Source organism: Budvicia aquatica DSM 5075 = ATCC 35567 (assembly GCF_000427805.1).
Lineage (GTDB): Bacteria > Pseudomonadota > Gammaproteobacteria > Enterobacterales > Enterobacteriaceae > Budvicia > Budvicia aquatica.
Genome location: NZ_KE386583.1, coordinates 39,305 through 61,672 on the forward strand (window position 1 = coordinate 39,305; position 22,368 = coordinate 61,672).

Annotated in this window: 18 protein-coding genes; 8 read left to right on the forward strand and 10 right to left on the reverse strand. The window is 44.3% G+C overall.

Annotated features, from left to right (window positions below; translation table 11 throughout):
- Positions 1–5: 5 nt before the first annotated feature.
- The 3 genes from rsmE to metK all read right to left on the reverse strand — a co-directional run bounded on the left by rsmE (position 6) and on the right by metK (position 2,717).
- Positions 6–737: a 16S rRNA (uracil(1498)-N(3))-methyltransferase gene (gene rsmE / locus YWE_RS0121165; protein WP_029096253.1), complete on the reverse strand. Its 732-nt coding sequence runs from the start codon at positions 735–737 to the stop codon at positions 6–8.
- A gap of 231 nt (positions 738–968) precedes the next feature.
- Positions 969–1,472 (reverse strand): SprT family zinc-dependent metalloprotease, encoded by a 504-nt coding sequence (locus YWE_RS0121170; protein ID WP_036016828.1) that lies wholly within the window; start codon positions 1,470–1,472, stop codon positions 969–971.
- A 90-nt stretch (positions 1,473–1,562) separates the two neighbouring features.
- Positions 1,563–2,717: a methionine adenosyltransferase gene (metK, locus tag YWE_RS0121175; protein WP_029096255.1), complete on the reverse strand. Its 1,155-nt coding sequence runs from the start codon at positions 2,715–2,717 to the stop codon at positions 1,563–1,565.
- A gap of 1,007 nt (positions 2,718–3,724) precedes the next feature.
- On the opposite strand from metK, the gene speA reads away from it, so the two are divergent.
- Positions 3,725–5,623, forward strand: a complete 1,899-nt coding sequence (gene speA, locus YWE_RS0121180; protein WP_084167160.1) for a biosynthetic arginine decarboxylase — start codon at positions 3,725–3,727, stop codon at positions 5,621–5,623.
- Positions 5,624–5,715: 92 nt separating this feature from the next.
- On the opposite strand, the gene YWE_RS0121185 is transcribed toward speA, so the two are convergent.
- Positions 5,716–6,741 (reverse strand): LacI family DNA-binding transcriptional regulator, encoded by a 1,026-nt coding sequence (locus YWE_RS0121185; RefSeq protein WP_036016812.1) that lies wholly within the window; start codon positions 6,739–6,741, stop codon positions 5,716–5,718.
- Between the two features lie 337 nt (positions 6,742–7,078).
- Here YWE_RS0121185 and YWE_RS0121190 point away from each other — a divergent pair, with 337 nt between their 5' ends.
- The 3 genes from YWE_RS0121190 (at position 7,079) to YWE_RS0121200 (ending at position 11,216) form a co-directional block, all read left to right on the forward strand.
- Positions 7,079–8,275: an L-talarate/galactarate dehydratase gene (locus tag YWE_RS0121190; RefSeq protein ID WP_029096258.1), complete on the forward strand. Its 1,197-nt coding sequence runs from the start codon at positions 7,079–7,081 to the stop codon at positions 8,273–8,275.
- Positions 8,276–8,401: 126 nt separating this feature from the next.
- Complete coding sequence (locus YWE_RS0121195) at positions 8,402–9,700, forward strand: MFS transporter (RefSeq protein ID WP_029096259.1); 1,299 nt, start codon at positions 8,402–8,404, stop codon at positions 9,698–9,700.
- Between the two features lie 358 nt (positions 9,701–10,058).
- Positions 10,059–11,216 (forward strand): CdaR family transcriptional regulator, encoded by a 1,158-nt coding sequence (locus YWE_RS0121200; protein ID WP_029096260.1) that lies wholly within the window; start codon positions 10,059–10,061, stop codon positions 11,214–11,216.
- An 88-nt stretch (positions 11,217–11,304) separates the two neighbouring features.
- On the opposite strand, the gene YWE_RS0121205 is transcribed toward YWE_RS0121200, so the two are convergent.
- From YWE_RS0121205 to YWE_RS0121220, 4 genes are all read right to left on the reverse strand, one after another.
- The gene (locus YWE_RS0121205; protein WP_029096261.1) at positions 11,305–12,441 is read right to left on the reverse strand and encodes a glycerate kinase; all 1,137 of its coding nucleotides are present in this window, start codon (positions 12,439–12,441) and stop codon (positions 11,305–11,307) included.
- Positions 12,442–12,521: 80 nt separating this feature from the next.
- Complete coding sequence (garR, locus tag YWE_RS0121210) at positions 12,522–13,409, reverse strand: 2-hydroxy-3-oxopropionate reductase (RefSeq protein ID WP_029096262.1); 888 nt, start codon at positions 13,407–13,409, stop codon at positions 12,522–12,524.
- A 146-nt stretch (positions 13,410–13,555) separates the two neighbouring features.
- Complete coding sequence (gene garL, locus YWE_RS0121215; RefSeq protein ID WP_029096263.1) at positions 13,556–14,329, reverse strand: 2-dehydro-3-deoxyglucarate aldolase; 774 nt, start codon at positions 14,327–14,329, stop codon at positions 13,556–13,558.
- Between the two features lie 45 nt (positions 14,330–14,374).
- Positions 14,375–15,709 (reverse strand): MFS transporter, encoded by a 1,335-nt coding sequence (locus YWE_RS0121220; RefSeq protein ID WP_029096264.1) that lies wholly within the window; start codon positions 15,707–15,709, stop codon positions 14,375–14,377.
- A gap of 469 nt (positions 15,710–16,178) precedes the next feature.
- Between YWE_RS0121220 and garD the strand changes: the two genes are divergently transcribed.
- The 3 genes from garD (at position 16,179) to speB (ending at position 20,285) form a co-directional block, all read left to right on the forward strand.
- A complete protein-coding gene (gene garD, locus YWE_RS0121225) occupies positions 16,179–17,750 on the forward strand; it encodes a galactarate dehydratase (protein ID WP_051323494.1) in 1,572 nt (523 codons plus the stop codon).
- Between the two features lie 216 nt (positions 17,751–17,966).
- A complete protein-coding gene (locus tag YWE_RS0121230; protein ID WP_029096266.1) occupies positions 17,967–18,983 on the forward strand; it encodes an SMP-30/gluconolactonase/LRE family protein in 1,017 nt (338 codons plus the stop codon).
- Between the two features lie 384 nt (positions 18,984–19,367).
- Entirely contained in the window at positions 19,368–20,285 is a 918-nt protein-coding gene (speB, locus tag YWE_RS0121235) for an agmatinase (RefSeq protein ID WP_029096267.1), read from the forward strand.
- A gap of 89 nt (positions 20,286–20,374) precedes the next feature.
- Here speB and YWE_RS0121240 read toward each other — a convergent pair whose 3' ends face one another.
- On the reverse strand, positions 20,375–20,938 hold the full coding sequence (locus YWE_RS0121240; protein WP_029096268.1) for an NADPH-dependent FMN reductase: 564 nt from the start codon (positions 20,936–20,938) through the stop codon (positions 20,375–20,377).
- A gap of 313 nt (positions 20,939–21,251) precedes the next feature.
- Positions 21,252–21,998 (reverse strand): M48 family metallopeptidase, encoded by a 747-nt coding sequence (locus tag YWE_RS0121245; protein ID WP_029096269.1) that lies wholly within the window; start codon positions 21,996–21,998, stop codon positions 21,252–21,254.
- A 260-nt stretch (positions 21,999–22,258) separates the two neighbouring features.
- On the opposite strand from YWE_RS0121245, the gene YWE_RS32135 reads away from it, so the two are divergent.
- Positions 22,259–22,368 (forward strand): hypothetical protein (locus YWE_RS32135; RefSeq protein ID WP_154661452.1); only part of this gene is annotated, 110 nt, incomplete at its 3' end.

The window sequence follows — 22,368 nt, forward strand, 5'->3', positions numbered from 1 at the left end:
CTCCTTTATCCCAGATCGCCAAAGCGAATCTGTAGAGCAGCAATTGCAGTCAGCGCTGCGGTTTCGGTACGAAGAACCCGTGGGCCGAGTAGAATATCGGTAAAGTCATAGCGGGCTGTCATATCAATTTCTTCCTGCGATAGCCCGCCTTCGGGGCCAATTAACAGGCGAATATCACTAACCGGCATGGAAAGCGTATTAATACTCAGGCTGGCTCGCGGGTGTAAATTCAATTTAAGTCCACTTTCTGGTTCCGCACACCACTCCTCTAGCCGGATGACCGGGCGTATTTCCGGAACCCGATTGCGCCCGCACTGTTCACAGGCGGCGATGGCAATTTTTTGCCACTGTTGGACTTTCTTTTCAAAACGTTCTTGATCCAGCTTAACGCCGCAGCGTTCTGATATTAGCGGTGTAATAGTATTAACCCCTAACTCAATGGATTTTTGAATGGTAAATTCCATTTTTTCACCGCGGGAGATAACCTGTCCGAGATGTAAATTTAGCGGTGACTCACGATCTTCAAGCCGTTGGTCAGTAATCTGAACCCGAACCTGCTTTTTATCTATATGCGTAATTTCAGCGTTGAATATCTGATTACTTCCGTCAAAAAGCGCAACTTTGTTCCCCGGTTGCATACGAAGAACGCGCCCGACATGGTTGGCTGCGTCATCACTTAGCGCGATATCGTCAGGGGCGCTGAGAGGCTTAGGGTGGTAAATGCGTGGAATTCGCATAGTTTTATTCTGTCTTCCGGTATCTTCCTGAACCAACAGGATATCTCAAAAGGGGGTTTCTCCGGCAATTCAGCCAAAGTCACCATGATTAATTAATAGAACAACTTGTTAATTTAACTTAACAAGCTTAATCGTGTCGCTGTTTCTCTTCAACCCTGAGGCACTTTTAGCTGTGAGAATATCCGAACCATATGCTTTATTTAGCTGGCTGAATAACTTGGTCAGGCTAAGCTAATTGATATCCGGTTTAAGCAACTGGCGGCACTTACGGCAACGGTACTCACTCTCTTTACGCGCTATTTTATTATGGCGTCGAACGGTTAATGCGTGAGTTTGGCAATCGCAACGATAGGCAAAAGTTTTGCCCTGAACCGACATCACGTCGAAGGCATGAGTGCGGCTGGCTGAAACGCCAAGTACGCTTTCCATCATCCATTGCCACTGCTGTCCGTGAGGGGCAACCCGGCCAAATTGTTTGTAAACCAACAGGTGAGCCAACTCATGGGGAACCACTTCGTCAATAAATTGCTGACCATTCTCTATTAACAATACTGAGTTTAAGCGAATTTCCCAGACTGATAGGTGAGCGGTTCCTGCGGTAGTGCCGCGTTGTTGATAGCTGACTTTAGGTTCGGGATAATCGACTTTCAGGTAAGCGTTAGCCAACGCCAGATAGTGGCGTAAACAGCGCATTACGGCCTGTTGAGTAGCAATGGGGAGGCGAAGTGTTGTCATAGCGGCTAGCATAGCGGGGGGATTATCGTTGAGCAATAAAAAAACGGCAGCCACTGACAGTAGCCACCGTTAATATGACCAATGCCCGTTTTATTTCAGGCCGGCAGCTTCGCGTAGTTCAGCGGCTTTATCGGTTTTTTCCCATGGGAAATGTTCACGGCCAAAGTGACCGTAAGCAGCCGTTTCCTGATAGATAGGTTTGATTAAATCTAACATCTGGATTAAGCCGTAAGGACGCAGATCAAAAAACTCACGCACTAACTGAGTCAGGCGGTCGTGTGATATTTTCTCAGTGCCGAAGGTTTCAAGCATGATTGAAGTCGGTTCTGCTACGCCAATAGCGTAAGAAACCTGAATTTCACAGCGATCGGCTAAACCGGCAGCCACGATATTTTTCGCCACATAGCGAGCGGCATAGGCTGCAGAGCGGTCAACTTTTGACGGATCCTTACCAGAGAAAGCGCCGCCGCCGTGACGTGCTGCACCGCCGTAGGTATCAACGATAATTTTACGGCCGGTTAAACCACAGTCACCCATTGGTCCGCCGATAACAAAGCGGCCTGTCGGGTTGATGAAGTATTTAGTATTGGCTGAAAGCCATGCTTCAGGCAGCACTGGTTTGATAATGTGTTCCATTACCGCTTCCTGAAGGTCTTTCAGGCCGATGCTTTCTGCATGCTGGGTCGATAACACCACGGCATCAATGCCGGTAATCTTGCCATCTTCATACTTGAAGGTAACCTGACTTTTTGCATCAGGGCGCAGCCATGGCAGGGTGCCATCTTTACGCACCTGAGCCTGACGCTCCATTAAGCGGTGGGCATAGGTAATTGGCGCAGGCATTAATACGTCGGTTTCGTTGGTCGCATAGCCAAACATGATGCCCTGATCGCCAGCGCCTTGCTCTAATGGATCGCTGCGGTCAACCCCTTGATTAATGTCACGGGATTGCTTACCAATTGCGCTCAGTACGGCGCATGAATTGGCGTCAAAACCCATGTCAGAATGGGTGTAGCCAATATCGCATATGGTACGACGGGTAAGTTCTTCAATATCAACCCAGGCTGAGGTTGTAATTTCGCCACCGACTAAAACCATACCGGTTTTAATGTAGGTTTCACAAGCAACGCGGGCTTTAGGATCTTGTTTTATAATCGCATCGAGAACTGCATCAGATATTTGATCGGCGATTTTATCAGGATGCCCTTCGGATACGGATTCGGAAGTAAACAGGTGTTGGGCCATTTCTTCTTTTACCTCTAGAGACAGATTGAAAACGGTGCGGCGTTATCACTTTCGTGGCTCTGCATCTAGCATCAGTCAAGGGACAAAGAGAGAACGCGCGTACAAATAAAGTCATTCACAGAATATGTGGGTTAATCGGTATAGACGGATTAACATCTGGATGGCTATTCTAAGGAGTCACTGAGATGATTACCAGTGGTTTTTAATTTAGCTCGCTAGGATTTCATCTGCTGAACTGTACTTTAGGGAAGTTTTTGCCGTTTAATTCGGTAATTTTTCTTCTTTTTGTGCTAAATGCAAAATGGCCTATTTTGGCGTAGAGGCCGTCCAATAATTAACTTGTGATAAACCTAAAGCGGGTTGTTAATCAGCCAATTACTATTTATTTTATGATTTATTACCCCTTTCTTATTAGATAAATAGCCCTTTTGGTCTGATTGTTATTAAACCCTATTTCTGAATGATTTAATTGGCTGCTATTAATTTTTATTGATTGATTTTATTGCATTTTTTAAATGCCAAAATCAAACTATCCGGTTGACATATTTCTATACAAAAATATCAGCGCAGACCGCCCGATAGGGCTATTAACAATATGAAATAGCAAGATTATCGTCTATCCTTATTCCGCTATATTTCCTGCGTTTTTCAAGTTGCATTATTGCTGGTTGCTCTCACTTCCCTGCATCACTGAGTTGATTCAGTTTATTGGGATATGTTTGCTTGCCACCGTGGTTCATAATGGAATCCATTGGAATAGGGTGCCGACCAGAGTCACTGGTTGTCACTCAGATATACCCGCCATGCTTCAAGTTGTAGATGTGTTGGCAGTGTTTGTTTAACCGGTCACTTACCTGAGTAAGCGTATCGGGACTCATATCACTTATCGCTTTTTTACGTCTTGAACTATTTTGGGTAGCAAAAGGTTAAGTAATTCGGGAGTTTTACTTGTTCTGTCGCCCCGGGGCGAATTATCTCGTTTTAAGATCTTAAGAGGTTTTGCTGTTATGACAAACGGTTCCGCAAGCAAAATGATGCGCACTTACAATGTCGCTCACTGGGGGAGTGGCTACTATGGTGTTAATGAATTAGGCCATATTACAGTTTGTCCGGATCCTGATATCCCGGATGCGCGGGTAGATCTGGCTAATCTGGTTCAGGATATGCAGAGCAAAGGGCAGCGTTTGCCGTCACTGTTTTGTTTTCCACAAATACTACAGCATCGTTTGCGTTCGATTAATGCAGCCTTTAAACGTGCCCGTGAATCGTTTGGTTATGAAGGCAACTATTTCTTAGTTTACCCGATTAAGGTTAATCAACACCGTCGGGTGATTGAGGCCCTGGTGAATTCCGGTGAGCCACTTGGGCTAGAAGCGGGTTCCAAAGCAGAACTGATGGCGGTACTGGGCCATGCTGGCTTTACCCGTTCAGTGATTGTCTGTAACGGTTATAAAGATCGTGAGTATATTCGTCTGGCGCTGATCGGCGAAAAGCTGGGCCATAAAGTCTATTTGGTCATCGAAAAGATGTCCGAAATTAAGATGGTATTGGAAGAGGCCCGTCGCCTTGATGTGATTCCTCGCCTTGGTGTGCGTGCGCGCTTGGCGTCGCAGGGGTCAGGTAAATGGCAGGCCAGTGGCGGTGAGAAATCTAAATTTGGCTTGTCGGCCACTCAGGTGCTGACGCTGGTTGAGATTTTACGCAAGGAAGAGCGTCTGGACAGCCTGCAACTGCTGCATTTCCATTTAGGTTCTCAGTTATCCAATATTCGCGATATTGCGACCGGTGTGCGTGAATCTGCCCGTTTTTACGTTGAATTACATAAGCTGGGCGTCAATATTCAGTGTTTCGACGTTGGCGGCGGATTAGGCGTTGACTATGAAGGTACCCGTTCTCAGTCTGACTGCTCGGTTAACTATGGCCTGAATGAGTATGCCAATAACGTCATTTGGGGTATTGGCGACGCCTGTAACGAGCACGGCTTGCCTCATCCGACAGTGATTACCGAATCTGGCCGTGCGGTTACCGCTCACCATACGGTGCTGGTGTCTAACGTTATCGGCGTTGAGCGCAACGAATTTAGTGAGCCTCAGCAGCCTGAAGAAGATGCTCCACGAGCGCTGTCTAGCCTGTGGGATACCTGGTTGGAAATGCAAGAGCCGGAGAACCGTCGGTCACTGAGAGAATGGCTGCATGACAGCCAGTTGGATCTCAATGACGTGCATACCCAATATGCTCACGGAATTTTAGACTTGCCGCACCGGGCTGCGGCGGAACAGCTGTTTTTGACTATTTGTCATCAGATTCAGCAGCAGTTAGATCCGAGTAATCGTGCGCACCGTCCGATTATTGATGAATTACATGAGCGTATGGCAGACAAGCTGTATGTCAACTTCTCCCTGTTCCAGTCAATGCCGGATGCGTGGGGAATCGATCAGCTATTCCCGGTATTGCCGCTCAGCGGATTAGATAAAGATCCTGAGCGCCGTGCCGTATTGCTGGATATAACCTGTGATTCTGACGGTACCATCGACCACTATATTGACGGTGATGGTATGGCTACAACCATGCCAATGCCGCCGTATGATGCAGAAAACCCACCGCTGTTGGGCTTCTTTATGGTCGGAGCCTATCAGGAAATTTTGGGAAATATGCATAACCTGTTTGGCGATACTGCATCCGTTGACGTATTTGTATTCGGTGACGGAACGGTGGAAGTTGAGCAGTCGGAAGAGGGCAATACGGTGGCAGAAATGCTGGAGTATGTGCAGCTGAATCCGGAAACGCTGATGACCCGCTATCGTGAGCAAATTATTGCCGCTAACTTGAGCAGTGATTTAGAAGCTCAGTTCCTGCAAGAGTTTGAAGCCGGGCTGTATGGTTATACCTATCTGGAAGATGAGTAATAGCTTTAGCGATTAGCCTTAGAAGCGGATGGATATCAGTGATATATCCATCCGTTTATTTATTCTGATACCTGACTCGGGCAGTGCGGCTATCAGCTAGATTCCCTTTCTATGAGTTCAAAGCCGATATCGATTACATGTTCGGCTAATTCTTTCCCTTCAATTTTATCAGCCAGCATATTGGCCGCATCAATTCCCACCCGCCATCTATCAATGCTTATGGTCGAGATCGATGGGACGTTATGTTGGGCAAAATCTAAGTTACCAAATCCAATAACACCCAGATTCCGAGGTACGCTTAAACCACGAGCGCTGGCTTCAATAATAGCACCCTGAGCCAGGGTGTCTGAGCTACAAATAATCGCATCATATTGCTGATTTAAATCAAGCAACTGGCCCAGGCCTTGTCGCCCACGAGATAGTGTAGCTGGTAGCTCAACGGTGACGGTTGCAACCGTACTATCGCCATAGCTCTCTAAGGCGTCAATGACCCCTTTTTTACGTACTGAGGCGCGCCGATCTTCAGTCCAGATCAGCCCGAATTTACGATAGCCTTTGTCATGCATATATTGGGCAATTTTATTGCCTATTTTTTCATGAGAAAAACCGACCAGAATATCTAACGGCGTTGGCGTCAGATCCCATATTTCAACCACGGGTACGCCGGATGACAGGATGATGCGTTTCATCTCGGGGGAATGTTGTATACCTGTCAGAACAATTCCATCCGGGCGGCGGGATAAAATAGCCGAAACAATTTCTGTTTCTACCTCTTCGGTATATCCGCTTACGCATAACAGCATGTGATAGCCACGTTTTGCCAACTGATCGCTTAATGCCTGAACGGAATCAACAAACATATTGTTATTGATTTGGGGAACAACAACGGCAATCAGTTTACTTTTTTTCGACGCAAGGCCCCCGGCCAGCAAATTAGGAATATATCCGGTTACGGCTACGGCTTTTTTTACCTTTTCAACGGTGGCAGCTCGAACGATCTGGGGAGTATTCAGCGCTCTGCTAACCGTCATCGGGGATAGGCCAGCTTCGCGGGCAACGTCTTCCAGTGTAGGGGATTTAACTTTGCCTGAACCTTGCGGAACGTTTTTAGCCTTCATGCCTATCCTTTTGTCACGATAAAAATTAGAGATGGGGAAATTATACTATAGCAAAACAGGCCTTATGTATCTGACGGTAAATAAAGCCGGCTGGATTTTTGGGTTCGGTTCATTAGCTAAATGATTGCGCAATCATTTAGCTAATGAAATTATGACGTTACCTTCATTTTTTTATTATAATTTAAACTCATAGTTTATTGTTTATTAAATATTTTATGTGATCATTGACGCATAAATGACAACCGGTGGTGGCGGATGTTTTTTGTTCGATGTAAAAATGTTAGCGCAATCATTTTAAATCAATACTATTTCAAATAGGTTCACAAGGAGAAATATAATGTCAGTCAGCGCTAACTCAGATGCCGTTTCCTATGCTCAGGTTGCCCACTCCCGCACTGCGGCTGAAACCGGAGATCGTATTGAATGGGTTAAAGTTTCATTAGCCTTTTTACCTCTGGCAACGCCGGTGAGCGATGCTAAGGTCCTTACCGGGCGCCAAAAACCACTTACTGAAGTGGCGATTATATTTGCTGAAATTCATACGCGTGATGGATTTGAAGGCATTGGTTTTAGCTACTCTAAGCGTGCCGGTGGGCAAGGAATTTATGCTCACGCTAAAGAGATCGCAGATAATTTACTGGGTGAAGACCCAAATGATATCGATAAGATTTATACCAAACTTTTGTGGGCCGGAGCCTCTGTTGGCCGTAGTGGTATGGCGGTTCAGGCGATTTCTCCTTTTGATACTGCGCTTTGGGACCTGAAAGCTAAACGGGCAAAATTGCCGTTAGCTAAACTATTAGGGGCTCACCGTGACTCAGTACAGTGTTACAACACTTCCGGTGGCTTTCTGCATACTCCGTTAGATCAAGTGATAAAAAATGTGGCTATTTCGCGGGAAAGCGGAATTGGCGGCATAAAAATTAAAGTAGGTCAGCCTGATACGGCTGAAGATTTAAAGCGTTTAACCGCAGTACGCAAAGAGCTGGGCGATGATTTTCCGTTAATGGTTGATGCAAACCAGCAATGGGACCGTGAAACAGCGATTCGTATTGGCCGAAAAATGGAGGTTTTTGATTTAGTCTGGATTGAAGAACCGCTTGATGCTTATGATGTTGAAGGACATGCGGCTTTAGCGACAGCATTAGATACTCCGATTGCTACCGGTGAGATGCTGACCAGTTTTCGCGAGCATGAACAGCTGATTCTTGGTAATGCCAGTGATTTTGTTCAACCGGATGCCCCGCGAGTCGGTGGTATTTCTCCTTTCCTGAAGATTATGGATTTAGCGGCAAAACATGGTCGTAAGCTTGCACCACATTTTGCTATGGAAATTCATCTACATCTTGCCGCCGCTTATCCTATTGAACCATGGCTTGAGCATTTTGAGTGGTTAAATCCGTTATTCAATGAACAGCTTGAACTGCGCGATGGCCGTATGTGGTTATCCGATCGTCACGGCCTTGGCTTTACCCTGAGTGAGCAGGCTCGCAAATGGACGGTTAAACAGTGTGAGTTTGGGAAACGTCCTTAATTTTTTCTGTCTCTGTAATCATTCGGTGGCTGGTGCATAAATTATCTGAACATCAGCCATCAGAATATCTTACTTAATAATAAAAATTATATTGCGAATAATCCTACATAATTTTAGGAGTTGCAAATGAACGAACAATTAAATAAAAGAACCAATACAAGATATATTATATTATTATTCCTTTTTGCTGCCACTGTATTTAATTATGCCGATCGAGCAACGCTTTCTGTTGTTGCTCCATTTATGAGTAAGGAGCTTAATTTTGATCCTGAAATGATGGGATTGGCATTTTCTTCTTTTGGTATTTCTTATGTCATTATGCAAATACCCGGAGGCTGGCTATTAGATAAGTATGGATCAAGATTAGTTTATGGTTGTGCCTTAATCGGATGGTCCATTGTTACCATGTTTCAGGGAACAATATATCTATTTGCTTCCCCACTGATGATGTTAATTATATTAAGACTATTAATGGGGGCTATCGAAGCGCCTGCTTTTCCTGCAAATAGCCGCCTGAGTGTTCAATGGTTTCCTAACAGTGAACGGGGTTTTGTCACTTCGGTTTATCAGGCTGCCCAATATATATCACTAGGATTAATTACGCCGTTAATGACCTTTATACTTCATTTTTGGAGTTGGCATTATGTCTTTTATTACATTGGTATCATTGGGGTTGTATTAGGCGTACTTTGGTTACTCTATATCCGCGATCCGATGCGCCATAAGAAAGTGAATCAGGCTGAGATCGACTATATCAGAGAAGGTGGCGGGGTTCCTGAGTTAGGTGTAGAAGAGAAAAAGGAAAAAATTACTTTTGCTCAAATAAAGAAAGTCTGCGTTAACCGAATGATGATCGGGGTTTATATCGGCCAGTTCTGTGTTACCTCAATAACATGGTTCTTCCTGACCTGGTTTCCGACATATTTGTATCAGGCAAAAGGAATGTCGATACTTAAAGTGGGTTTCATTGCCTCAATACCCGCAATTGCAGGTTTTATTGGTGGCCTTATCGGCGGTATTTTCTCTGACTATTTACTCAAAAAAGGATATAGCCTGACGGTAGCCAGAAAGCTGCCAATTATTTGTGGAATGCTATTATCCTGTACCATTATTATGGCTAATTATACCAACTCAGACGTGATTGTCGTTGCTGCGATGAGTATGGCTTTCTTCGCTAAAGGCTTTGGTAATTTAGGCTGGTGTGTTTTGAGTGATACTTCGCCGAAAGAGATCTTAGGCGTAGCCGGTGGCGTATTTAATATGTGCGGAAATTTAGCGAGCATAATAACACCTTTAGTCATTGGCTTTATATTATCATGGACCAATTCATTTGATTTCGCCATTCTTTATGTTGGATCAATGGGATTGATTGGATTGCTGTCATACACATTTATTGTTGGACCATTAAATCGGTTGACGTTGTAAACAACTCATAATCTGATTTTACTATTATTATCGCTTGTTAAATTATATTTTAATTAATCCTCTTGGTTGCAGTTCAAACTGTTTGGCCATGATATTGGCTTGGTCTTTGTCTGCAACCCTTTTTATTCCTGTTGGTTATAATGAAATGTTATTTTTAGCCTGAGATTTTTTATTTTCATTGGCGATGCGTGATATACAATATTTTTATGGTTAGATATATATTTTCATCATATAATATTCACTATAGTTATCCTTGTTAAATAAAACTAATCCGGTATTTTATTATTTATTAGTCGGTCTGATCGAAATGGTAACAACAGGGTTCTATTTCTTTTAGATGTATACTTGGAGAGACATTATGTCTACTTACCAACTCAGTCCGAAACAAGCTCAGGAAATTGTCGACAGGACGATGTCGATAATTCATAAGAACGTTAACGTCATGGATGCAAGCGGCCGGATTATTGGAAGTGGTGACATTGATCGTATTGGCGAACTTCACGAAGGTGCGCTATTAGTTTTATCTCAAAGTCGAGTGGTGGAAATTAACGAAGCCACGGTCAAAAGTTTATACGGTGTACGGTCGGGTATAAATTTGCCAATGAAGTGTAATGGTGAAGTGGTCGGCGTGATTGGTTTAACCGGTGACCCGGATGACTTGAAACAGTACGCCGAACTTTTATGCATGTCAGCAGAAATGATGATTGAGCAAGGCCGGTTATTAAACTTAATGGCTCATGACAGCCGCCTTAGAGAAGAGTTAGTTCTTAATCTAATTACTGCAGATAATATAACGCCTTCGCTTAAAGAGTGGGCTCAGCGACTGGGTATTGACTTAAATCGCCCTCGGGTCGCTATTGTTATTGAGATTGATAGTGGTCAGTTAGGGGTAGAAACCGGCATGAAAGAGCTTCAGCTGGTACAAACTCTGCTGGTGAATCCTGAAAAGGAAAACTTGATTGCCATTATGTCATTAACTGAAATAGTGGTATTAACCCCGGCTTTCAATGCCAATGGGCATTGGGATCCTGAAGAACACCGAAAGACTTTGGATGCGCTATTATCTCAAATGACTGATATTGGTAAGTTAAAAATCAGAATATCTTTGGGAAATTATTTTCATGGTAATGCTGGTATTAAACATTCTTATCGTACTGCCCGTGCCGTATTAGACGTTGGTAAGTCTAGGTATCCAAAGCAACGCAGCTATTTTTATCAGGATTTAATCTTGCCGGTGCTTTTAGATAACCTTAGATATGGTTGGGAATCGGAAGAGCTGAGCCGGCCATTACAAAAGTTAAAGTCTCATGACGCTAACGGATTACTGATAAAAACGCTGAAAGTTTGGTATTTAAATAGTACTAACAATACGTTGACTGCGAAAAAATTATTTATTCATCGAAATACGCTGGATTATAGATTAAATAAGATTACTGATATTTGTGGTCTGGACTTATCCAATTTTGATGACAAATTACTGCTTTATATTTCTATTCAATTAGATTCCAGTCATTAGTTTGAAACATTTAAGCCCTCTTAATGAGGGCTTTTTAATCAAGTTGGAGAGTTATTGAAATACTACGCATTGCTTTCGTGCTGCTATTTTATAACGATCCTATCTTTATTACTGCGGCTACATTTCTTGCCGTTTTCTGAATGTTATCAAACGCATTTTTAAACGCCTCTTCAAGCGTACAGATTTTATAGATTGTGCTGAATACGGCATCGATACCATGCTGATGAATAATTCCAACGTCGGAAGTCAGACTTCCGGCTATGCCGATGACCGGCTTATTATACTTTTTAGCAATAGCAGCCACACCCACCGGGACTTTGCCATTAACACTTTGGCTATCCATTCTTCCTTCACCGGTGATGACCAGAGTGCAATCTTGAATATGCGGCTCAATTTTTAAGGCTTCAGTAACAATCTCGATCCCTTTTCTCAAATCTGCATGGCAGAAAGCAAACAGGGCTGCTCCCATTCCTCCGGCTGCGCCGGAACCTGGCTTGTTTTCTACGCTGATGCCCAGATCTTTTTCGATGATTTTTGCATAATGGGCTAGGTTATTATCCAGAATTTCAATGACTTCTGGCGTAGCACCTTTCTGTGGGCCAAAAATATGTGACGCTCCATTTTTGCCAGTTAGCGGATTAGTGACATCACAGGCAACTTCAATTCGGCAGGATGATAATCGTGCATCAAGGCCGCTAATATCGATGGTCGCAATATCATTAAGGCTTCCGCCGCCAAAACCGATTTCTTCACCTGACTGATTCAATAGTTTGACACCAAGTGCCTGAGCCATGCCGGCTCCGCCATCATTAGTCGCGCTGCCGCCAATACCAATAATAATGTGTTTTACACCATGACTGAGCGCCGAACCGATCAGTTCACCGGTGCCGCGAGAGGTGGTTTTTAATGGATCCCGGTCTGATACGCTGACAAGCTCAAGGCCGCTGGCTGCAGCCATTTCTATAAAAGCACACTCTCCGTCGCCGGAAATTCCCCAGAATGAGTTGATCTTATTACCTAGCGGGCCAGTGACCTCAACGTCTATTTTTGAACCGCCGGTTGCGGCAATCATGGCTTCGACAGTTCCTTCGCCACCGTCAGCGACGGGAATTTTTATATATTCCGCCGTAGGAAAGATTTCTTTGAAACCACATTCAATTGCCCGAGCAACGTCGAATGCGGAGAGGCTCTCTTTATAGGAGTCCGGAGCGATTACTATTTTCATAAATTACCCGTGCTGCTATAGACAGATATAGCTTTTAGCCGTGGAATACTTGGGCACCGACGATCCGGTGCCCATAATTTTTACTTTTTAACCACTTCAACTTTGGCTAATTTTTCGTAATAGCAGGCGAGGGCGCTGTGGTCTGCAGTACCTAAGTCGTCAGCTTTTAATGCCTGCATCATTTCCATCACGGCAGCGGTTAATGGCAGTTGAGCGCCGACACCGTGAGATGTATCCAGCGCATTGGCCAGGTCTTTAATGTGCAGATCAATACGGAACCCGGGTTTGAAGTTACGCGCTAATACCATCGGTGCTTTAGCTTCCAGTACGGTACTGCCAGCGAGTCCGCCACGGATAGCTTGGAAAACCAGTTCAGGATCTACGCCGGCTTTTGTTGCCAGCACCAATGCCTCTGACATGGCTGCAATATTGAGTGCAACAATAACCTGGTTCGCCAGTTTAGTGACGTTGCCTGCGCCAATATCGCCAGTATGAACAACGGAGCCTGCCATGGTTTTCATCAGGTCATAGCACCGATCAAATATTTTCTTATCACCACCAACCATCACGGATAATGTTCCGTCGATAGCTTTTGGTTCACCGCCGCTGACCGGTGCGTCCAGCATATGAATATTTTTTGCCGCCAGTGCCTGACTAATTTCGCGGCTGGCTAACGGTGCAATGGAGCTCATATCGATAAAAATAGTACCCGGCTTAGCGCCTTCAATAATCCCGTTTTCACCCAGAGCAACTTCTTTGACGTGCGGAGAGTTTGGCAGCATGGTGATAACGACATCACACTTCTCAGCCACTTCCTTAGGGGTTGATGCACTGTCAGCGCCTTCACGAGTAAGTTCTTTAATCACGCTTTCATTTCTGTCCATCACGACCAGTGAATAACCTGCTTTAATCAGGTTTTTACTCATTGGCTTACCCATAATTCCCAGACCAATAAAGCCGATTTTCATAATATTTACCCCTATATGTCTTTAATTAACAATTTGTTTTATACCCGCCATACTTCAAGCTACATCTTTGTTAGCTGCGCTCGCTCACTCGAATTACTTTGGGTATAGATCGTTATTCAAAATAAATAACGACCTATAATGGATGGCTATTTCTTTTTGAACGTGTCACAAAGTTTCTGAGTTGCGCCTCTGAATAAGCCTAAGTCGCTGCCTACGGCAACAAAGGTCGCGCCCCACTCAAGGTACCTTCTGGCATCAGCTTCTACCGGTGCTAGAATTCCGGACGGTTTGCCGTGAGCCTTTGCCCGAGCAAAAATATGCTGAATGACTTTTTGTACTTCTGGATGATTTGGTTCACCGATGTATCCCAGCGCGGCAGATAAATCGCCCGGGCCAACAAAAATACCGTCGACACCGTCGGTGCTGGCAATAGCGTCGATATTATCAACGCCAAGCTGGCTTTCGATTTGTACCAGAACCGTAATGTTCTGGTTAATCTGGCCAAAATAATCAGCGACGGTGCCATAGTGATTACTGCGGTGAGAAATCGATACACCACGGATTCCGGCCGGAGGGTAGCGGGTCGAGGCGACGGCTAATTCAGCTTCTTCTTTACTTTCAACGAAAGGGATAAGGAAGTTATAGAATCCAATATCCAACAGGCGTTTGATAATGATCGGTTCATTTTGTGGCGGTCTGACAACCGGTGCACTGCCGCTACCTTTAAGCGCCATCAACTGTGGGATAAAGGTCGAAATATCATTAGGGGCGTGTTCCCCGTCAAGTACCAACCAGTCAAATCCAGCCAGACCAAGTACTTCTGTCGAAATCGGGTTAGCCAACGCTGACCAGCATCCAAATAACTGCTGACCGGCTACGATTTTCTGTTTAAAGCTATTCGGAAATATTGCATTGCTCATGTTGTACCTCTGAAAATATATGTCTGTGTACAGGCTACTGTTTAATTAAGACTTAAGTTCTAAACGTTTGATATCACCTACCACGAACAGGTAGCAAACCATAGCCATAAGCGCGGAACAACCGACGAAGATCAAGGCTGCGTTAAATGAGTGGAGCTCTTTGACCAGATAACCGATAACCAGAGGAGTCACGATGGAGGCGACGTTGCCGAATACGTTAAATACGCCACCGCACAGGCCAATGATCTCTTTTGGTGCCGTATCAGAAATAACCGGCCAGCCCAGAGCCCCGAAACCTTTACCGAAGAATGCCAGTGCCATTAAGGTTACAACCAGTGCGGTGCTATCAACGTAGTTACAAAGAATGATGGTGGATGCTAATAACATGCCTAAGATGATTGGTATTTTACGGGCCACGGTCAGTGAATAGCCGCGTTTGATCAGCGCATCGGAGAATACACCGCCTAATACGCCGCCAAAGAATCCGCACAGCGCCGGAATTGAAGCAACAAACCCAACTTTTAAAATTGACATTCCCTTATCCTGAACCAGATAGATAGGGAACCAGGTCAAGAAGAACCAAGTAATAGTATTAATAAAATACTGGCCAAAGAACACGCCAAGCATCATTCGGCTGGAAAGTAACTGTTTAATGTAATGAAGCTTAGGGCCGCTTTTTTTATCGCCCTCTTTTTTGTGGTCCATATCAACCACAGCACCGCCCTGAGAGATGTAATCAAGTTCGGCTTTGTTCATGCTTGGATGGTCAGTCGGGTTATGGATGAATTTTACCCAAAGGAAGGTTAAGACGAAGCCCAATCCGCCCATTACGGTAAATACATGTTGCCATCCCCAGGCAAAGGTCAACCAGCCTAATAGCGGTGAAAATAGCGCCAGTGAGAAGTATTGAGCAGAGTTAAAAATAGCGGAAGCCGTGCCTCGTTCTTTGGTCGGGAACCAAGCGGCAACAATTCTGGCGTTGGCGGGAAATGAAGGTGCTTCTGAAAAGCCCAACATAAATCGCATGATAAACATCGAGATTGCCGCGTAAGCAATCGGGAACATATCAACGAAGCCTTGGGTAAAGGTAAACAGTGACCAGAAAAACAGGCTGTATGTATAAACTCGTTTTGAACCGAATTTATCGAGTAACCAGCCGCCGGGAATTTGCATTAACAGATAAGCCCAGCCAAACGCTGAGAATATGTATCCCATAGCAACGGCATCTAGCTGTAGTTCTTTGGCTACTTCAGTTCCGGCAATAGAGAGTGTTGCCCGGTCAGCATAGTTTATTGCCGTAACAATAAATATTATCAATAGTATTATATAACGTACGTGTGTTCTCTTTTCGGGAACGCTAACGGTAGTATCCAGACTCATTTTGTTATCCTCAATAAATTTATACTTATATTTTTAATCTGTTACTGAATAATCTAATAAAACTAAACAAACGTACGCCTAATTAATTTATAATAATTGAATTAAATAAGGTGTGAGGTGATGTTTAAATAAACTCACGGATATAGGTTGTTACGTGTTTATATTATGTTTGGTCTAGTATAAGCCCAATCAGACTAAATGAAATTGTGCATATGCATAGCAATGAAAATATAATTTAGTTGTTTTTATTGCATGTGCACAGTCAGGTGCGTGATAAATCACAAATGCTATTTATTTCCTTAATTCTCAAAATATCATCTTACATTAAGTGATCAACGTCACATTTATGGCGATTTTTAACTGACAGAATCAGGAAAACGCTGAATTAAGCTTAAATTTCTTCCGAATAAATAGAATATTTTTACCTATATATTAGGTTTTGATTTAATGAACTGGAGATTGTGTAACAATGCCAACATCAAAAAATAACATTATTGAAACCGATGCTTTTTATATAAAGGTCGATGAGAAAGATAATGTTGCTATTATTGTTAATGACAATGGTTTAAATGCCGGGTCACGTTTTAAAGATGGCCTTGAGCTTATTGAACATATTCCTCAAGGACACAAAGTTGCCCTGACGGATATTACTAAAGACGGTGATATTATCCGATATGGTGAAGTTATTGGTTATGCAATCCGTGATATTAAACAGGGAAGCTGGATTGATGAATCACTGGTGGTGTTGCCTAAAGCCCCTCCGCTTCATACTCTGCCTTTAGCCACTAAAGTCCCCCCTGAATTACCCCCTTTAGAAGGTTATACCTTTGAAGGATACAAAAATGCTGACGGAAGTGTAGGCACTAAAAACTTATTGGGCATTACGACCAGCGTTCACTGTGTGGCGGGCGTGGTGGACTATGTAGTCAAAATTATCGAACGCGATCTGCTCCCTCGTTACCCTAACGTTGACGGCGTGGTTGGCCTTAATCACCTATATGGCTGTGGCGTGGCAATTAATGCGCCTGCAGCTATTGTTCCTATCCGGACTATTCATAATATTGCGCTGAACCCTAATTTTGGCGGCGAGATTATGGTAATTGGCCTGGGGTGTGAAAAACTACAGCCTGAGAAGTTGCTACAGGGCACTTCTGACGTCTATCCGATATCTTTAGATTCAGCCAGCATCATTAGCCTGCAGGATGAACTCCACGTAGGCTTTAAGTCTATGGTTGACGACATTCTACAAACCGCAGAGCGGCACCTTATTCGTTTAAACCAACGTACCCGTGAGACTTGCCCGGCCTCTGAGCTGGTGGCGGGTATGCAGTGTGGTGGCAGCGATGCTTTCTCCGGCGTAACCGCTAACCCGGCGGTGGGTTTTGCCTCTGACTTACTGGTTCGGTGCGGAGCGACCGTGATGTTTTCTGAAGTAACAGAAGTACGTGATGCCATTCACTTACTCACTCCGAGAGCAATTAATGAAGAAGTCGGTAAACGTCTGCTTGAAGAGATGGAGTGGTATGACAATTATCTGGATATGGGCAAAACTGACCGTAGTGCTAATCCGTCTCCGGGAAATAAAAAAGGCGGCTTAGCCAACGTGGTTGAAAAAGCATTAGGCTCAATTGCTAAATCAGGTAAAAGCGCCATTGTTGAAGTACTGTCTCCGGGTCAGCGGCCAACCAAACGTGGTCTGATCTTTGCCGCCACTCCGGCCAGTGACTTTGTGTGTGGAACTCAGCAGCTTTCTTCCGGTATTACCGTTCAAGTCTTTACTACCGGGCGCGGCACGCCTTACGGTTTATTAGCCGTTCCGGTGATTAAGATGGCCACCCGGACAGCATTAGCTAACCGTTGGTACGATCTGATGGACATCAATGCAGGAACCATTGCAACCGGGGATGCAACCATTGAGGATGTTGGCTGGGAGTTATTCCACTTTATTTTGGATATTGCCAGCGGCAGGAAAAAGACCTTCTCCGATCAATGGGGGTTACATAATGCGCTGGCGGTATTTAATCCGGCTCCGGTGACTTAATTAACCCGATAGCGTCTTATTGCCCGCCAGTATTCCGGCGGGCATTTTTATATCGTTTCCAGAGATTTCAAACCTATTAGCTTCGACCCGGTAAATACCTCGTATAGAACCTAAAAAAATAGAACCTGTTCTGATCCTCTGTACCGGATCCTGCCCTTTACTAAAAATAATTATTGTAAAAACAACATATTTTAATAAAAACAAAGGAGTATCTTGATGGCTACAACCCGTCGTAATTTGTTGAAATTAGGTGGCATGGCAGCGGCCTCTCTGGTGTTGGCCCCCAAAGTTTTTGCCGAGTGGCAGCCTTCTCAGCGTTATCCCGACCCTAAAGTAAAGTCGCTAGATGCCAGTTTTAATCAATATTGCCTTTCCAGCGCTAAAATTGAAATGATATCAACCGGCTCAAGATGGGCTGAAGGACCGGTTTGGTTTGGTGATACCAGAATGTTGCTTTGGAGCGATATTCCTAATAATGCCATTATGCGTTGGGATGAAGCCACCGGGCAGACCAGCGTGTTTCGTAGCCCTAGTCACTTTTCTAACGGCCATGCCAGAGATCGGCAGGGGCGTTTAATTAGCTGTGAGCACGATACCCGCCGCGTTACCCGTACTGAATATGATGGTTCCATTACCGTTTTAGCCGATAGTTATGACGGTAAACCATTAAATTCACCGAACGACATTATTGTCAGGTCTGACGATTCGATTTGGTTTACCGACCCTCCTTTTGGTATTGCGGGTTTTTATGAAGGGCATCAGGCCAAGCCAGAATTACCACAAAATGTTTATCGAATTGATGGAAAAACTAAGAATATTACCGTGGTAGCCGGTGATATTAACGGACCTAACGGACTCTGTTTTTCTCCTGATGAAAAAGTCCTTTATATTGTAGAAGGGCGGGCAAAGCCAAATCGACTGATTCTGGCTTATGACGTTGTCGATGGAAAACTGTTAAATAAGCGCGTTCATATTGATTGTGGAACCGGAACTGCAGACGGTATTGCCTGTGATGTTGACGGTAATTTATGGTGTGGATGGGGAATGGGGAGCGAAGAGCTTGACGGAGTGCGGGTGTTCAATACCCAGGGTAAGGCGATAGGCATGATTCATTTGCCTGAACGATGTGCAAACCTGTGCTTTGGCGGATTACAGCGTAATCGGTTATTTATGGCATCCAGTACTTCTATCTACTCTTTATTCGTTAATACACAGGGCGCTATTGTGGTTTAAGCCTGCGATAACAATTTTCTCAACGCTCCTTGATTGGAGCGTTTTTTATTTTTATCAGATATATATTCTTACTGCGGCGAAGAATTCGTTTACTTTAGTCTTAAGCTAATAAAGTTATGTCATAAATTTGTATCTGGATTATGGGCGGGTTTAACTCAATATACTGATTACTATAATAATATTATTATTACCCCGATCAACGAACTTGGGGGATTTTCCTTGAAGATAAGCCAAATTCAGACCATAATTCGCAGCAGCACAATATATTAAGTTGCAAATCCCTTTCTCGTCGGGCGCACTATTCTGACGCGGAGGGATTTTTTTTCATTGGTTCTTTGTTTCATATAGATTCAGAGGCCTTACGCCGACATTTAGAGGAATACTATGAATAGCACGCTTGGCAATAAGCCTGATAATTCACTGGTCTCCAACGCCTTTGGTTTTTTACGCTTCCCGCTCGATTTCCAGCCATATAACGGCGATGCCGAATGGGTGATTACTGGTGTTCCTTTTGATATGGCCACCTCTGGCCGTTCGGGTGCCCGTCACGGACCTGCAGCAATACGTCAGGTGTCAACTAATCTGGCTTGGGAATCAAGCCGCTGGCCGTGGGCTTTTAAGCTCCGTGATAAGCTGAAGGTTGTAGACTGTGGTGACGTAGTGTTCAACTTTGGTGATGCGCAGGATATGAGCGAGCAGCTCCAGGCTCATGCCGAGCGCGTTCTGGCTTCGGGTAAGCGTATGTTAACCTTTGGCGGTGACCACTTTGTTACTCTGCCATTGCTACGTGCTCATGCTAAACACTTTGGCAAAATGGCTCTGGTTCATTTTGATGCCCATACTGATACTTATGGCAATGGCAGTAAGTTTGACCATGGCACCATGTTTTTCCATGCGCCAAATGAAGGGCTGATTGATCCTGAACGTTCAGTACAAATTGGTATCCGTACTGAGCATGATTCAGATAATGGTTTTACCGTGTTGGATGCTGCTCAGGTTAACGACCGAAGCGTAGACGACCTATTAGCTCAGATTAAGACCATTGTTGGTGATATGCCGGTCTATCTGACTTTTGACATTGACTGTCTGGATCCTGCATTTGCACCGGGAACCGGAACGCCGGTATGCGGAGGATTAACATCCGATCGGGCGTTGAAAATTTTGCGTGGTTTACAGCCGTTAAATATTGTCGGTATGGATGTGGTTGAAGTTGCACCGTCTTATGACCATGCTGAGATTACCGCGCTGGCTGCTGCCAGCGTTGCCTTAGATATGCTTTATATGCAGGCTGCGAAAAAGTAATTTAGTCGGGCTTTAACCATAAAATGCCGGTCAGGTTTTCCTGACCGGCATTTTTTCATCAAAGCCATGCTGTCGGATAGATAATAGGTTTATCCGTGGGTACGAAGTTGTAACAGTACCCAGTCGGCATACGCATCTATCACTGATTGTAAAAAGGATTGGGTTCTCTCTGCCAGCTTGCCGTTTTCATCAAAAATATTGCCGGCATTGCTGATATAAGCCTCTGGCTGCTGCATGCAGGGAACGTTGAGGAAGACTAACGACTGGCGCAGGTGATGGTTAGCACCGAAGCCGCCAATTGCCCCGGGTGATGCGCTAATAACTGCACCGGGTTTACCTGACCAGGCATTTTGGCCATAAGGACGAGAGCCGACATCAAGGGCATTTTTTAATGCTGCTGGTACCGAGCGGTTATACTCCGGAGTGATAAATAGCACCGCGTCAGCGGCCTTAATTTTTTCACGGAAAGCCTGATAGGCTGCCGGAGGCGTTACATCAATATCTTCGCTATAAAGCGGTAAATCACCAATTTCTACGATCTCAAGCTTGATTGATGAAGGAGCAAGATCGGCCAGAGCCAGCGCTATTTTTCGGTTAATAGATTCTTTGCGTAGGCTGCCGACTAATACGGCCACATTTTTTACTTGACTCATAAAACTAACTCCTTAGCGTAATTTATTATTTATTCAATGACTTAATGTCATAGGCAAAATGGATATTTTTACCACAGGGATGAGAGTAGTGCCGAGCAGATAGATAAAAGATAGCTGAGAATCACTCGTTGGCAAAGCTGAACAGCATTAATTGCTTATGGAAAGAGTAAATCAGATTGAGTGTAGCACATTGAAAAATATATTTTATTGGGGGGAGGAGGAATGGCATTCTATCAGGCATAAAAAATCCGAGGGAATAAATCACCTCGGATTCTGATTCTACAAGATTAAACGGTTAATCTTAGAGAAACAACTACTTACCTTCAGCAGCGATACGGGCTCTCATTGCATCAGCACGCTCTTTTGAACCTGGGTGTGAACCCAGTAAGCTGCTACCTGCGCCGCCATCTAACTTAGCAAATTTATCAAATGCAGTTGCCAGACCAGCCGTGCTTACTTTCTTCTTCTTCAGGTAGTCGAAAGAATAGTTATCAGCTTCAGACTCTTGTGATTGAGAGAACTGTGCGTTAACCAGTGTATTTGCGAAACCTAAAACTTGAGTATCGTTCAGAACAGCTGCAGTTTTGCCGCCGTATTGAAGTGCTGCTTGAGTTGCGAATTGTGATGCGTAAGCAACTTGGAATGCTTTCTTAGTGTGACCTAATTCAACGTGGCCAATTTCGTGACCCAGAACGCCTTCGATCTCGTTATCAGTCATCAGATCCATCAGACCGCTATACACACGGATACAGCCATTAGCCATTGCCCATGCGTTGATGTCGTCAGTTAAGTAGACTTTATAGTTAAGTGGCGTACCGTTAACATTGTTACCTAACGCTTTAGAGATTTTATTCAGGCGCTTGGTATATTTGCTGTTTTTTCCTGCAATTTTGTTAGTAGCGTCCATCTCTTTACAAGATTGATCTGAAAGAGATTTAACTTCTGCATCACTAACGGTTACAGCAGATAACAGAGAGTCACCGATGCTACCATTCTGACAACCCGCTAACATGGTTGCTGATGCGATCGTTAATGCCAATAAAGTAGAGCGAATTTTCATAAAACTATCTTCCTATGATTGTATTATATAAACCTTCGAAACTGGTCCTATCCAGTCGGGGGATAATAGCAATAAAGGCTTATCCTGTCATGGGTAAATCGTGTAAGCAGCTATGAATTATGTGACTGTCGTCACCTGTGTTTTTTTTATGTAGATCACGACGTTATATCGGGGTTGCCGTTTTGATGCAGGCTTGAGAAGATACGGTAGTTTTTTTGCAATTTAGACCTCCCACATTTTACCCTACAATGGAGTTAATAATGCCCTCTCATAAAGAACTCGCCAACGCTATCCGTGCGTTAAGTATGGATGCTGTGCAAAAGGCCAAGTCCGGCCACCCCGGTGCCCCGATGGGCATGGCTGATATTGC

Bases quoted from the DNA above. Each gene is read 5' to 3' on its own strand.
- rsmE (WP_029096253.1), bottom strand. From the start codon at position 737: ATGCGAATTCCACGCATTTACCACCCTAAGCCTCTCAGCGCCCCTGAC.
- YWE_RS0121170 (WP_036016828.1), bottom strand. From the start codon at position 1,472: ATGACAACACTTCGCCTCCCCATTGCTACTCAACAGGCCGTAATGCGC.
- metK (WP_029096255.1), bottom strand. From the start codon at position 2,717: ATGGCCCAACACCTGTTTACTTCCGAATCCGTATCCGAAGGGCATCCT.
- speA (WP_084167160.1), top strand. From the start codon at position 3,725: ATGACAAACGGTTCCGCAAGCAAAATGATGCGCACTTACAATGTCGCT.
- YWE_RS0121185 (WP_036016812.1), bottom strand. From the start codon at position 6,741: ATGAAGGCTAAAAACGTTCCGCAAGGTTCAGGCAAAGTTAAATCCCCT.
- YWE_RS0121190 (WP_029096258.1), top strand. From the start codon at position 7,079: ATGTCAGTCAGCGCTAACTCAGATGCCGTTTCCTATGCTCAGGTTGCC.
- YWE_RS0121195 (WP_029096259.1), top strand. From the start codon at position 8,402: ATGAACGAACAATTAAATAAAAGAACCAATACAAGATATATTATATTA.
- YWE_RS0121200 (WP_029096260.1), top strand. From the start codon at position 10,059: ATGTCTACTTACCAACTCAGTCCGAAACAAGCTCAGGAAATTGTCGAC.
- YWE_RS0121205 (WP_029096261.1), bottom strand. From the start codon at position 12,441: ATGAAAATAGTAATCGCTCCGGACTCCTATAAAGAGAGCCTCTCCGCA.
- garR (WP_029096262.1), bottom strand. From the start codon at position 13,409: ATGAAAATCGGCTTTATTGGTCTGGGAATTATGGGTAAGCCAATGAGT.
- garL (WP_029096263.1), bottom strand. From the start codon at position 14,329: ATGAGCAATGCAATATTTCCGAATAGCTTTAAACAGAAAATCGTAGCC.
- YWE_RS0121220 (WP_029096264.1), bottom strand. From the start codon at position 15,709: ATGAGTCTGGATACTACCGTTAGCGTTCCCGAAAAGAGAACACACGTA.
- garD (WP_051323494.1), top strand. From the start codon at position 16,179: ATGCCAACATCAAAAAATAACATTATTGAAACCGATGCTTTTTATATA.
- YWE_RS0121230 (WP_029096266.1), top strand. From the start codon at position 17,967: ATGGCTACAACCCGTCGTAATTTGTTGAAATTAGGTGGCATGGCAGCG.
- speB (WP_029096267.1), top strand. From the start codon at position 19,368: ATGAATAGCACGCTTGGCAATAAGCCTGATAATTCACTGGTCTCCAAC.
- YWE_RS0121240 (WP_029096268.1), bottom strand. From the start codon at position 20,938: ATGAGTCAAGTAAAAAATGTGGCCGTATTAGTCGGCAGCCTACGCAAA.
- YWE_RS0121245 (WP_029096269.1), bottom strand. From the start codon at position 21,998: ATGAAAATTCGCTCTACTTTATTGGCATTAACGATCGCATCAGCAACC.